Annotated in this window: 10 protein-coding genes; 4 read left to right on the top strand and 6 right to left on the bottom strand. The window is 71.8% G+C overall.

From position 1 onward, the window contains the following. Positions 1-71: 71 nt before the first annotated feature. From Mco01_RS04435 to Mco01_RS04420, 4 genes are read right to left on the bottom strand one after another with little or no spacing between them, the layout of a single operon-like run. Positions 72-923, bottom strand: a complete 852-nt coding sequence (locus tag Mco01_RS04435; RefSeq protein ID WP_204055613.1) for an ABC transporter permease — start codon at positions 921-923, stop codon at positions 72-74. Continuing rightward, positions 920-1,798 carry an ABC transporter permease gene (locus Mco01_RS04430; RefSeq protein ID WP_204055612.1) on the bottom strand — a complete coding sequence of 293 codons (879 nt, stop codon included), beginning with the start codon at positions 1,796-1,798 and terminating at the stop codon, positions 920-922. Before Mco01_RS04430 ends, Mco01_RS04435 begins: the two co-directional genes overlap by 4 nt. Beyond that, a complete protein-coding gene (locus tag Mco01_RS04425; RefSeq protein ID WP_204055611.1) occupies positions 1,795-2,922 on the bottom strand; it encodes an ABC transporter ATP-binding protein in 1,128 nt (375 codons plus the stop codon). Before Mco01_RS04425 ends, Mco01_RS04430 begins: the two co-directional genes overlap by 4 nt. Beyond that, positions 2,919-4,121, bottom strand: a complete 1,203-nt coding sequence (locus Mco01_RS04420) for an extracellular solute-binding protein (protein ID WP_204055610.1) — start codon at positions 4,119-4,121, stop codon at positions 2,919-2,921. The genes Mco01_RS04425 and Mco01_RS04420 overlap by 4 nt, the downstream gene beginning before the upstream one ends. Before the next feature lie 425 nt (positions 4,122-4,546). Here Mco01_RS04420 and Mco01_RS04415 point away from each other — a divergent pair, with 425 nt between their 5' ends. Both Mco01_RS04415 and Mco01_RS04410 read left to right on the top strand, forming a co-directional pair. Next, positions 4,547-5,443 carry a dihydrodipicolinate synthase family protein gene (locus tag Mco01_RS04415; RefSeq protein ID WP_204055609.1) on the top strand — a complete coding sequence of 299 codons (897 nt, stop codon included), beginning with the start codon at positions 4,547-4,549 and terminating at the stop codon, positions 5,441-5,443. 234 nt (positions 5,444-5,677) lie between these two features. Continuing rightward, the gene (locus tag Mco01_RS04410) at positions 5,678-8,338 is read left to right on the top strand and encodes a WD40/YVTN/BNR-like repeat-containing protein (RefSeq protein WP_204055608.1); all 2,661 of its coding nucleotides are present in this window, start codon (positions 5,678-5,680) and stop codon (positions 8,336-8,338) included. A 32-nt stretch (positions 8,339-8,370) separates the two neighbouring features. Here the strand turns inward: Mco01_RS04410 and Mco01_RS04405 are convergent, their stop codons facing one another. Next, positions 8,371-9,039: a GntR family transcriptional regulator gene (locus Mco01_RS04405; protein WP_204055607.1), complete on the bottom strand. Its 669-nt coding sequence runs from the start codon at positions 9,037-9,039 to the stop codon at positions 8,371-8,373. Positions 9,040-9,084: 45 nt separating this feature from the next. After that, a complete protein-coding gene (gene araD, locus Mco01_RS04400; RefSeq protein ID WP_204055606.1) occupies positions 9,085-10,779 on the bottom strand; it encodes an L-arabinonate dehydratase in 1,695 nt (564 codons plus the stop codon). Positions 10,780-10,922: 143 nt separating this feature from the next. Between araD and Mco01_RS38905 the strand changes: the two genes are divergently transcribed. Beyond that, positions 10,923-11,999, top strand: coding sequence for a glycoside hydrolase family 75 protein (locus Mco01_RS38905; RefSeq protein ID WP_239103332.1), 1,077 nt, complete (start codon positions 10,923-10,925; stop codon positions 11,997-11,999). A 94-nt stretch (positions 12,000-12,093) separates the two neighbouring features. After that, positions 12,094-13,275 (top strand): low temperature requirement protein A, encoded by a 1,182-nt coding sequence (locus Mco01_RS04390; RefSeq protein ID WP_204055605.1) that lies wholly within the window; start codon positions 12,094-12,096, stop codon positions 13,273-13,275. Positions 13,276-13,288: the final 13 nt, after the last annotated feature.

The raw sequence follows: 13,288 nt of genomic DNA, 5'->3' as shown, positions 1-13,288 counted from the left end.
GCGCCCATTCAAGTCAAGACATTCCAGGATTAATTTGTCATTTCACCAGTTCATGGAGTCAGAGATCACTGTCAATCGACGGGCGTCTCTTTGACCTGCGCCACGATCTGCGTCGGGTTGACGAACATGAGGGCCACCGCCAGCAACGCCGCCGACAGCATCGTGTAGACCACGGCCATCGCGTCGATCGCCTGGGCGGCCCGGATGCCGGGGGTGAACGCCGCGCTGAACAGCGCGACGACGAGCGTCTGACTGTCCGGTCCGGCCACGAGGAACGTCAGCTCGAACATCGCGACCGTGCGCACCAGCACCAGGATCCCCGCCGCGAGGATGCCCGGCACCAGCAGCGGAACCAGCACGCGGAGGAAGACCTGCCGGGTGCCCGCCCCGCACATCCGGGCCGCCGACTCGATCGTCGTGTCGATCTGCTCGATGAACGGCGTCATGACGAGCACCACGAACGGCAGCGCCGGCACCAGGTTGGCCGCGATCACCCCGGCCATGCTCCCCGCGAGCTGGAACTTGTAGAGCACGGTCGCCAGCGGGATGCCGTACGTGATGGGCGGCAGCAGCACCGGCAGCAGCAGGAGCAGCAGGACGAGCCGCTTGCCGGGGAAGGTCCGCCGCGCCAGCGCGTACGCCGCGGGGACGCCGAGCGCCAGCGCGACGAGCACCACGGCCAGCGCGACGACGAGCGTCACCCGGAGCACGTCGCCGAGGCCGAACTCGTCCCAGGCCTCGGCGTACCAGCGCATGGTGAAGCCGCGCGGCAGCCAGTCGCCGAACCAGCTGGTCGCGAACGAGTCGACGACCACCGACAGGATCAGCGCCAGCAGGTTGACCAGGAAGAAGGCGACGCCGCCCCAGACGATCCAGGCGTACGGCCCGCCCCGGCGCCGTGGCCTTCTGATCGGCACGCTCATGCGCCCTTGCCTCCCGTCGAGCCGGTGTAGAGCCGCCCGCGCCAGAGCAGGACGAGCGCGATGACGACCAGTTCGAAGACGCCCATCAGGACGGCGACGGTCGAGGCCATCGAGTAGTCGTACTTCTCGAACGCCGCGTCGTAGGCCGCGATCGCCATCACCCGGGTCTCGTTGGCCGGCTCGCCCACGAGGTTCGCCGAGGGGAAGACCGAGAACGCCAGCACGAAGGCGAGCACGAACGTGGTGGCCAGCCCCGGCGCGAGCAGCGGCAGCGTGATCCGCCTGACCCGCTCCCACGGCCCCGCCCCCAGGGTCGCCGCCGCCCGTTCGAGCGTCGGGTCGATGCCCGACATGTACGACAGGACGAGCAGGAAGGCGAACGGGAAGCCGGTGATGACCAGGGAGAACAGCACGCCCCAGTAGTTGTAGATGAGCCGGACCGGCTCGTCCACCAGGCCGATCGCCATGAGCACGCGGTTGAACCAGCCCTTGGGGCCGAGGTAGCGCAGCAGGCCGTCGGCCACGAGCACGGTCCCGAGCGTCACCGGGAGCACCAGGATGGCCGTCAGCAGCCGTCTGCCGCGGAACCTGCCCCGCAGCCGGTACGCGATCGGCACCGACGCCCCGACGTTGATCAGCGCGGCCGGCAGCGCGAGCCGCATCGTCTTGCCGATCGTGCCGCTCTGGTAGGGGTCGGCGAAGAACGCCCGGTAGTTGTCGAGCAGCCCGCCGGTCCTGGGCTGGAGCGACAGGCCCACGCCGTAGAGCATGGGATAGAGGAACAGCAGCACCAGCGTGAGCACGGCGGGGACCAGGAGCAGCAGCACCCGGTCCACCCCGCGCTCGGCCAGCCGGTGCCGCAGGCCGGTCGTCACTCGGGCACCTCCCCCAGGTCCGCGGCCGGGCCGTCGACGGGGTAGACCAGCACGCGCTCCACGGGCACGGTGAGGTCGATCCGGTCGCCCGGGGCGACGCGCTCGGGCAGACGGACGTGCACCACCCGGCCCGTCTCCGTGACGCCCTCGGCGGCCACCTCCCGCCCGTGGAACTCCACCACCTCCACCCGCACCTGTAGGGCGTTGTCGCGGCCGGAGCCGAGCCGGAAGTCGTGCGGCCGGACGGCGGCCACGGCCCTCGCCCCGCCTGCCCGGCCGCCGCGCTGGGCCAGGCCGGTCAGCCGCATGCCGGGCTCGGCGAGGATCACCCGGGCGCCGTCGTGCGCCGCCACGGGCAGGTCGAGCAGGTTGCGGTAGCCCATGAAGCCCGCGACGTAGGTGTTCGCCGGGTAGGTGTACACCTCCTCGGGCGAGCCGACCTGCTCGACGAGCCCGCCGCGCAGCACCACGATCCGGTCGGCCAGCGCGAGCGCCTCCTCCTGGTCGTGGGTCACGTAGACCGTCGTCAGGCCGAGGGACTGGTGCAGCCGCCGGATCTCGGTGCGCATCTGCAGGCGCAGCTTGGCGTCGAGGTTCGACAGCGGCTCGTCCATCAGCACGAGCCGGGGCCGCAGCACCACGGCCCGCGCGATGGCCACCCGCTGCTGCTGACCGCCGGACAGCTGGCCCGGCAGCTTGCCGGCGTGCTCCGACAGCTCCACCAGCGCCAGCGCCTCGTCGACTCGGCGGGCGATCTCCGCCTTCGGCAGCCGCCGCACGGCCAGGCCGAAGCCGACGTTGCGGCGCACCGACAGGTGCGGGAACAACGCGTAGTTCTGGAACACCATCCCGAACCCGCGCCGCTCCGGCGGGAGCCCGTCGATCCGCTCGTCGTCGAGCCAGATGCCGCCGTCCGACAGGGGCAGCAGCCCGGCCAGGCAGTTCAGGGCGGTGGACTTGCCGCAGCCCGAGGGGCCGAGGAGGGCGAGGAACTCGCCCCCCTCGATCGTCAGGTCGAGCCGGTCGAGCGCGACCGCCTGGCCGAACCGCCGGGTCACCCCCTCCATCCGCAGCTCGCGGAAGCCTCCGCGCAGCTTGCCGGGAAGGACGCCCGAGTGGCTCACGACGTCTTCACCTTGTCGCCCCCGATCTCCTTGTCCCACGTGTCGAACGCCGTGACCATGAGCTTCGCGTCGAGCGGGACGGCCTTGGGGTTGTCCTCGATGAGCCGGTCGTACTCGGGCCGGCCGTACTCCCTGATCGCCTGCTGACTGTCCGGCGGGGCCATGCCGAGCGTCACACCCTGCACCGCTGGGCCCGGGTAGAAGTAGCCCTTGTCGTACGTGATCGCCTGCTGCTGGGGGGTGAGGGCGAACTTCAGCAGGTCGAGGATCACGGCGAGCTTGGCGCCCGAGACGCCCTTGGGCACGACCGCGTAGTGCGCGTCGGTCACCCAGGTGAAGCCCTCCAGGCTCTGGACCCTGTAGTCCTTGGGCACCTGGCCGAGGACCCGGGGGTTGATGTCCCAGCCGGTCGTCGTGATGACGATGTCACGGGTGCCGTCGCCGAGCTCGCTCATCGTCTGGGACGTCTTGCTCGGGTAGTACTCGATGGTCTGGCCCAGGTCCTTGAGGTACCGCCAGGTCTTCGACCAGCCGTTGACCGGGTCCTTCGGGTCGGAGTCCTTGAGGATGTACGGCAGGCCCATCAGGAACGTGCGGCCGGGCCCTGAGTTGGCCGGCCGGGCGTACTCCAGCTTCTTGGGGTGGGCCTTCGCCCAGGCCAGCAGCTCCTCGGCGGTCTTCGGCGGGTTGGGCACGGTCGCCGGGTTGTACTCGATGAGCGGCCCGGACGGGTAGTAGGTGACGACGACTCCCCGGCCCTGGGCCAGCTCGGCCATCTTGGCCGCCGGCTCCAGGTAGTCGGGCTTGGGTGTCTTGTCGGCGTACCTGCCCTGGAGGTCGACCCACAGGTTCTGCTCCAGGCCGGCCGACAGGCCGTCGGTGCCGGTGAGGACGAGGTCGATGTCGAGGCGGCCCGCGTCCTGCTGGGCCTTCACCTTGCCGGCCAGCTCCGGCGCCGTGACCTTGGTGTAGGTGATCTTGCTCACGGCCTTCGGGTGCTGGGCCTTGTAGTTCTCGAATATCTGCTGCGTGAGCTGCAGGTTGCCGGCGACGTCCACGATGTTGAGCGTCACCGGCTCGGACGGCATCACGACGTCGGCGGCCGGGGGCTCGGGTACGAAGGCCTTGCCCTGGTCCGGCGCGCCGCAGGCGGCGAGCAGCCCGGCGAGCGCCAGTACGGCGAGGCGGGAGTGTCTCATGGGGGTGCGGTCCTCCTCGTGCCCGCTGAGCGGGCCTTCCGTGGGGTGAGAACACGTGTCCCGCCGGGGACCTGGATCCCCCGGCGCCGTGGCGGCGGGGGCGGCGGGGACGACGATGGGCGGGGACGCCGCCCGCGGGCGGGCGACCGGACGGCCGGGCCGGGTCGGCACCCGGTCCGCCCGGCGCCCCACGGGCCGGCGCGGCCGGGTGCGGCGCGCGCGGGCCCTGGAAGGGCGGGCACGGGAGACGGTGGTTGGCGAGACACCGGCGAAGGCGGCCACGGCGTGGATTCGTGACCGCTCGCGTGACCTCCCGCGCGCCCTTCCATAGTGGACCCATGGTGGAAACCTTTGAGAAACATGTCAATAGGTCAAGATGACGGCATGCTGATATACCAGATACCACAGCCCTGAGGAGGTTCCCCATGATCGATGCAGTCCGGCAGGCCCTGCGATCCGTCGTCGCGGTGACGGTCACCCCGTTCGGGCCCGGCGGCCGGATCGACGAGCCGGCCTTCGCCGCCGCGGTCGGCCGCCTCGTGCGCGGCGGCGTGACCGCCCTCACGCCGAACGGGAACACGGGCGAGTTCTACGCGCTCGGCGACGACGAGATCGCCCGCGCCGTGGCCCTCACCCGGGAGGCCGCCCCGGACGCCGTGCTCGTCGCGGGCGTCGGGCACGACACGGGACGCGCCGTGCGGCTGGCCCGGGACGCGGCCCGGCTGGGATGCGAGGGCGTGATGGTGCACCAGCCGGTCCACCCGTACCAGTCGGAGGAGGGCTGGACGGCCTACCACCGGGAGGTCGCCGAGGCCGTGCCCGACCGTGGCGTGGTCTGTTACGTGCGCTCCCCCGCGGTCACCGCCGCGGCGGTCGGCGAGCTGGTCCGCGCCTGCCCGAACGTCGTGGGGATCAAGTACGCCGTACCCGACCCGGTGGGGTTCGCCGCCCTCGCCGCCGAGGTCGAGGGCCCGGTGTGGGTGTGCGGGCTGGCGGAGGCCTGGGCGCCGTTCTTCTGGGCCGGGGGCGCGGAGGGCTTCACCTCGGGCCTGGCCGTCATCGCGCCCCGGCTGTCGCTCGAACTGCTCGACCTGCTCCGGTCGGGCGACCGGGCCAAGGCGCTGGAGCTGTGGCGGCGGCTCAAGCCGATCGAGGACATGCGGGCCAGGAACGGCGGCGAGCACAACGTGTCGGTCATCAAGGAGGCGCTCGCGCAGCTCGGCGTCTGCGACCGGGCCGTCCGCCCCCCGATCTCGGAGCTGCCCGAGCGGGGCCGCGAGGAGGTGGCCGCTATCCTGCGCACGCTCGCCGCCGACCTGTAGGAGCGCCGGCTCGGCCCTGCGGCGGCGACGGCGGCCCGCAGCCGCCGGGCCGAGCCGCCGCCGCTGGTGCGCGGCGACCGGAAGCCGGAGGATTTCTCGCGGTCTGACTTTCTTGTCCAGCCCGATGCAAACCTGTGACGCTTTGACCCCTCGATCTCCGGCGGATGTAACGGATTAATCGGATCGATACCCCCGCACCACTGGGGGTCGGAGCAAAGCCCGGAGGGCTGTCACGTGTTCGCATTAAGAACCGCACGTTCCCGATGGCTGGCGGCCGCTACCGCGGTCCTGGTCCTCGGGGCGGGCGGGACTCTGGTGGCCGGCGGCGATGAGCTGCTGGAGGAGCTCGGACTGAGGAAGGAGCCCGGCGCGGGTCTGCCGATGCAGGCCAGGGAGCGCATGGAGATGATGGCCGGGGAAGACCCGTCCGAGGCCGGCGAGGAGGCGTTCGAGGCCTCCACGATCGCGGCGCAATGGGCTCAGGCGCGCACGGCGCCGGGCGTCGTCGCCCCCGGCGCGTACGGCGCGGCCTACACCCAGCTTCAGGGCCTGCCCGCGACGAAGGGTTCCTGGGCGGAGGTCACGAAGATCAAGTACGACTCCGACGACCCCCGCTACCGCGACTTCGCCTCGAACTCCTCGGGCGGCTCGGGGCTGGTGACCGGGCGCGTGACCGGTCTCGCCGCCGACGACAAGGGGCACGTCTACGCGGCCGGGGCGGACGGCGGCGTGTGGCGGTCGTCCACGGGCGGCGGCAACTGGACCCCGATCGCCGACGGGCTGCCGAGCCTGTCGTCCGCGAACCTCACGCTCGCGGCCGACGGGTCCCTCTGGTACGCCACCGGCGAGGGCAACACCGGCGCCACCTCGTTCGTGGGCTCGGGCGTGTACCGCCTCGCCGACCCCGTCACCGGAACCTTCACGCCGAGCAGCCGCGTGGGCGGCAGCGAGCTGGAGAGCACCACCATCCGGGGCATGCGCTTCGGCGGCGGCAAGGTCTGGGTCGCCACGAGCTCGGGGGTGTGGAGCCACGACGCCGCCACCGCGTCCGGCGCCTGGCACCAGGAGTTCACCCCGAACCCCGACTACCTCGCGGGCGGCGCCAAGGCGAGCGACCCGAACGCCCCCTACAAGAACATCGCCAACGACATCGCGATCGACCCGCGCGACCCCAGGCACGTGATCGCGGCGATCGGCTGGCGCAGCGGCGACACCTACAACGGGTTCTACGAGACCTCCGACTACACCCAGGGCCCGTCGAGCTGGCACAAGGTCAACCCGGGCGGGGCGCTGCCCGCCGACGACGTCGGCTACGTGACCTTCGCCTACAGCTCCGACGGGCAGACGCTGTACGCGATCAACCAGTCGCCGAAACTGCTGAACAAGGCCGTCGGCACGGTCAACAGCTACCTCGACGGCATCTACGTCTCCCGGAACGGGTCGCCGTCCGGGCCGTGGAACAAGATCGCGGACACCACGAAGCTGGGCAACTCCGGCTCCGCGCTGAAGCAGGCCGAGAGCGGCAAGGGGTACGGCCCCGGCATCCAGGCCTGGTACAACCAGTTCCTCATCGTCGACCCGGCCGACTCCCAGCACGTCTACGCGGGCCTGGAGGAGGTCTACGAGACCACCAACGGCGGCTCGACCTGGAAGACGGTCGGCCCCTACTGGAACTTCGGCTTCGACTGCTGGTCCGTCAGTGACGCGTCCAACACCTGCCCGAAGACCTCGCACTCCGACCAGCACTCCGTCGCCATCGGATCCTTCCAGGGCAAGACCTACGTCTACGTCGGCAACGACGGCGGCGTCTACCGCCGTCCCCTGCGCGGCACCCTGAACGCGCACGGCAACGCCACCGACTGGCAGAGCCTGTCCGACGGCACCATGGACGCCCTGCAGTACTACGCCGTCGCGGTCGGCAGGGACGGCAACGGTGTGGCCGTCTCGGGCGGCCTGCAGGACAACGGCGTGTCCGTGCTCCGCCCCGGGGACACCGTGATGGGCTCCAACTTCGGGGGCGACGGCGGCGACTCGATGGCCGACCCCGCCAACGGCTGCCGTCAGGTGCAGGAGTACACCAACCTGGCGATGCGGGTGACCCTCAACTGCAACGTCAACCCCGGCGCCGTCGACGAGGAGCACGCGACGTCGAAGAACATCCAGCCGTACACCAACGCTCCCGGAGACGAGCCCGCGCGGTTCATCGCCCCCTTCGGCAAGGACGTCACCGACGTCGGGCGGTGGATCGCCGGCGGTCAGCACGTGTGGATCAACACGCTCGGCTTCGGCATCACCGACGGCAAGCAGTGGAAGAACCTCTTCGACCTCGGCGCCGGCCGCACCGCCACCGCGGTGGCCATGTCGCAGGGCACGGCCTATGTCGGGTGGTGCGGCCCCTGCAACAACGCCGGCTTCGCCCGCGGCATCTCCGTCGGCCGGTACGACGACCCGGCGAGCTGGCACCAGCTCGCGCTGCCGGCCGACGGGTCGGTGCTGCCCAACCGGTTCATCTCCGGCTTCGCCGCCGACCCCTCCGACGCCCGGCACGTGTACGTCGCGATCAACGGCTTCTCCCGCCGGTTCACCGAGGGTCCCGGAGCCGGCGTCGGCCACGTCTACGAGTCGACGGACGCCGGGGCCTCCTGGAAGGACGTCTCGGCGAACCTGCCCGACGTGCCGGCGAACGCGCTGACCATCCTGCCCGGAGGGGGGCTGGTCCTCGGCACCGACCTCGGGACGGTCTACCGCCCCGCCGGCACCACTACGTGGTCCCGGCTCGGCGCGGGCCTGCCCACGACCGCGGTGACGGACGTCGAGTACTCGGCCGCCGACGGCAGGGTCTACGCGGCCACCCACGGGCGCGGGATCTGGTCGTTCTCGCCGGCCCAACTCTAGGTCTGTGACCCCCGCCCCGGGCGGGGCGGGGGTCACAGACGCTTGGAGAGGTGCACGACGGAGCGCCTGATGTGCCTGCGGGTCAGGCGCTCCGCGAGCGCGCCGTCACCGCTCTCCACCGCGGACAGGACGGCCTCGTGCTCCTGGTACTCCTCCCGCCACGTCGGCCAGTGCCGCCACAGCACGGTGACCGTGCCGAGCGCGGCCAGGTCCTGCAGGTTGTCGAGCTGGGTGACGACCAGGTCGTTGCCGCAGCGCGCGTACAGCTCCCGGTGGAAGCGCCGGTTGGCGAGGCTGAGGGCGGTCATGTCCGAGCCCTCCAGCAGCGCCTTCGCCTCCTCCAGGGCGGCCCTCGCGTGCCGGCCCGCCTCCGGCCCGCCGGTCCTCGCCGCGCGCCCGATCGCCCAGGGCTCGAGCAGCAGCCGGACCTCGTACGCCTTGCGGAGGTCGTCGGGACCGACCACGCGCACGGTCACGCCCCGGTTCGGGCTGATCACGACGAGCCCGGTGGCCGCGAGCCCGATCAGGGCCTCCCTGACCGGCGTCTTGGAGACCCCGAGCTGCTCGGCCAGGCGGCGCTCGACCAGCGTCTCCCCCTGCCGGATCCGCCCGGACAGGATGGCGGCCCGGATGGAGTCGGCGACGAGGTCGGTACGGGTGGTGGACCGTGCCACCGGCTGCAGGATGTGCTCAGCGGTCATGCGTACTGATATACCAAGTCCGCGGCGCGGCCAGGTATCGCGGCCTCAGTCGACCTCGGGCTCAGGCCCGCCGGCGCCCTCCAGGAAGTCGAAGTCGCATCCCTGGTCGGCCTGCAGGATGTGGGCGTCGAAGAGCGCGCCGTACCCCCGCCTGTGGTGCGGGGGCGGCGGCGTCCAGCCGCGCCGTCGCCGGTCGAGCTCCTCATCGGACACCTCCAGTGTCAGCCGGCGCGCCCCGACGTCGAGGGTGATCGGGTCGCCGTCCCTGACCAGCGCGAGCGGGCCGCCCACGTGGGACTCGGGCGCCACGTGCAGCACGCAGGCGCCGTAGCTGGTGCCGCTCATCCGGGCGTCGGAGATCCGCACCATGTCGCGCACCCCCTGCTTGAGCAGCCGGTCGGGGATCGGCAGCATCCCGTGCTCGGGCATGCCGGGGCCGCCCTTCGGGCCCGCCCCGCGCAGCACGAGCACGCTGCCGGGGGTGGCGGGCACGTCGTCGATCCGGGCCAGCAGGTCGCGGTGGCCGTCGAAGACGATCGCCGGGCCCGTGTGCCGCAGCAGGCGCGGCTCCGCGGCCGCGTGCTTGATCACCGCGCCGTCCGGCGCGAGGTTGCCACGCAGCACGGCGAGGCCGCCCTCGGGCGACAGCGGGTCGTCCCTGCGCCTGATCACCGTGTCGTCGTACGGCTCCCTGGTGGCGACCCCGTGCCCGGCGACCGTGGGCCGGTCGAGGTGCAGCAGGTCGGCGACGCGGTGGAGCAGCGCGGGCACCCCGCCGGCCCGGTGGAAGTCCTCCATCAGGAACGCGCCGGTGGGCCGGACGTCGGCGAGGACGGGCACCCGGCGGGACGCCTCGTCGAAGTCGTCGAGCGTGAGCGCGACCCCGCTGCGCCGCGCCATGGCGATCAGGTGGATGACCGCGTTCGTCGAGCCGCCGAGGGCCAGCACCGCGGTCAGCGCGTCACGGTAGGCCCGCTCGTCGAGCAGCCGGGACGGCCGCACGTCCTCCCAGGCCAGCCGGACGGCGGTGCGCCCGCTCTCGGCCGCCATCCGGTTGTGCGCGGACAGGACGGCCGGGATCGAGGCGGCGCCCGGCACCGTCATGCCGAGGACCTCGGCCACCGACGTCATCGTGGACGCCGTCCCCATTGTCATGCAGTGGCCGGGCGAGCGGGCGATGCCCTCCTCGATCTCCCGCCACTCCTCGTCGGTCACGAGTCCGGCGCGCCGGTCGGCCCAGTACTTCCACATGTCGCTGCCGCTGCCGAGCCGCCGGCCGCGCCAGTCGCCCGGCAGCATGGGCCCGCACGGCACGAAGATCGAGGGTAGGTCGGCGCTGATCGCGCCCATGAGCAGCGCGGGCGTCGTCTTGTCGCACCCGCCCATCAGGACGGCGGCGTCGACCGGATAGGACCGCAGGACCTCCTCGGTCTCCATGGCGAGCAGGTTGCGGTACAGCATCGCGGTGGGCTTCTGGAACGTCTCCCCCACGGCCATGACCGGCAGCTCCACCGGGTGGCCGCCCGCCTGCCACACGCCGCGCCGCACGTCCTCGGCCCGCTCCCGCAGGTGGATGTGGCAGGGGTTGAGCTCGCTCCACGTGTTGAGGATGCCGATCACCGGCTTACCCAGATGCTCCTCGGCCGACAGGCCCAGCTGCCGGGTCCGGGCCCGATGGCTGAACGACCTCAGGCTGTCGGTGCCGTACCAGCGATGACTGCGCAGCTCTTCCGGTCTCATCTGCTCGAAGGTATCCACGGAACGCTGATATATCAAGATATTTCCTTCCTCTCACCTTTGCCCCCTCTTGACCACATCGCTGACTGGGCCTAGCGTTACCGCCAATTGTTAAGAAGGCTTCCTAACTTTCAGGGAGGTGAGCGATGCGAAGAGCCCCCCGCTTCGCATCCGTGCTCGTGAGCCTGGCCGTCGCGGTCGCAGGGCTGGCCATGGCCGGTCCCGTGAGCGCCGCCACGACCGAGTACCAGGCCGAGAGCGCGACGCTGTCCCAGGCGAACGTGGCCACCAATCACACCGGCTACACGGGCTCCGGCTTCGTCGACTACGTCAACACGGCCGGCGGGTACATCCAGTGGACCGTCACCGCCTCGGCCGCCGGGAGCGCCACGATCACGTTCCGGTACGCCAACGGCACCACGGCCAACCGGCCGATGAACGTCGCCGTGAACGGCACGGTCGTCAGCAGCGGCAAGGCGTTCAACCCCACGACGAACTGGGACACCTGGACGACCACCTCGGTCACCGCGAACCTCAACGCCGGGTCCAACACGATCCGCGCCACCGCGACCGGCTCCGAGGGCGGCCCCAACGTCGACAAGATCGACGTGGTGACCGGCGGCGGGGGCGGCACCGTCACCGCCGACCAGCTCCTGGCCAAGGTGACGAGCTGCTCGCAGATCTCCAGCGGGAAGTACAAGACCGACGAGGACGTCAGCACGGCCACGGTCCCGGTCTGCGGCAAGACCGGCGCGGTCTTCTGGAAGGCCGACATGGACATCGACTGCGACGGCGTCCGGACCACGCAGTGCAACGAGAACACCGACTGCTGCTTCCAGGCGGACACCGCGTGCCACACGAGCGGCGACTCCCCGCTGAACGCCGCCGGCCTGCCGTACGTGGTGGTGCCGAGCACCAGCAGCATCTGGAAGTACACGAGTGTGGGCATCGGCTGCGGATCGGTGGTGGCCGTCATCTACAACGGCAAGATCGAGTACGCGGTCGTGGGAGACACCGGGCCCACCCAGATCATCGGTGAGGCCTCCTACAAGACGGCCTCCGACCTCGGGATCGACCCCGACCCGAGCACCGGCGGCACCGACAGCGGTGTGACGTACATCGTCTTCACCGGCTCGGGCACCAAGGTCTCCACCATCGAGAACCACAGCCAGGCCGTCACCCTCGGCAACCAGCTCGCCCAGCAGTTCCTCTCCAGCAACTGACCGGCCGGTCGTGCCCGCCTCCACGCTCCGGAGGCGGGCACGAGCGCGTCCCGGGGCTTCCCACCCGTACGGAAGATCCCTACCCTGGACAGCCGTGACGGTCGTCCGGACGGGATTGCTCCGCTCGCGCGCGGAGGGCCAGCGCGTCACGTTCACCGAGCTGTTCTTCGACCTGGTGTACGTGTTCGCGGTCACCCAGCTGTCGCACCTGCTGCTGGGCCATCTGTCCTGGCACGGCGCGGCACAGACGCTCCTGCTGCTGCTCGCCGTGTGGTGGGCGTGGGTCTACACCGCGTGGCACACCAACTGGTTCGACCCCGACCGGCCGTCGGTGCGGCTGGTGCTGGTCGGCGTCATGCTCGCGAGCCTGCTCATGTCCGCGGCGATCCCCGACGCGTTCGGCGCGCAGGGCCCGATGTTCGCGACGGCCTACGTGGTCATCCAGGTCGGCCGCACGCTGCACTCGGTCGTCGGCGCCCCCGCGGGCACGCCGCTGCGGCGCAACCTGCTGCGGGTGCTCGCCTGGGCCGTGCTGTCGGGCGTCTTCTGGATCGCCGGCTGCCTCGCCCACGGGCCCTCGCGGGAGCTCCTGTGGGCGGTCGCCGTGGGCGCGGACCTGCTCGCGCCGTGGCTGGGGTTCGTGACGCCGGGGCTCGGCAGGTCGGCGACGACGGACTGGTCGGTCGACGGCGCCCACATGGCCGAGCGGTGCCAGCTGTTCCTCATCATCGCGTTCGGCGAGTCGATCCTGGTGACCGGCGCGACGTTCGGCGGCCACCCGTCGCCGGCGTCGGCCGCCGCGTTCGTGACGGCGTTCCTGGGCAGCGTCGGTCTGTGGTGGACCTACTTCGGCCGCAGCGCCGAGGCGGGCAGCCGGGTGATCGCCTCCTCCGCCGACCCTGGCCGGCTGGCCCGCTCGGCGTACACCTTCCTCCACCTGCCGATGGTCGCGGGGATCGTGGTGTGTGCCGTCGCCGACGAGCTCGTGATCGCGCACCCGGGCGGGCGGGTGGCCGCGGCGGCGGCGCTGACGACGCTGGGCGGCCCCGCGCTGTTCCTCGCGGGGCACGCCCTGTTCAAGCGGGCGGTGTGGGGGCGGCTGCCGGTCCCGCACACGGCCGGGGTGCTGCTGCTGGCCGCGCTCGCGCCTGCGGCCGTCATGCTGCCGCCGCTCGGGCTCGCCGCGTGCGCGACGGCCGTCGTGGCCGGGGTGGCCGTCTGGGACGGCGCCGCCCGCCACCGAGCCGCGGCGGCCGCCGCGGCCGCGTCGCCGTGAGCGGGCCGCCGGA

Origin of the sequence: Microbispora corallina (assembly GCF_016863035.1) — a bacterium.
GTDB classification, from domain to species: Bacteria; Actinomycetota; Actinomycetes; order Streptosporangiales; family Streptosporangiaceae; genus Microbispora; species Microbispora corallina.
Note: the sequence above shows the minus strand (reverse complement) of the source record. Positions and strands in the feature narration are given on the sequence as shown.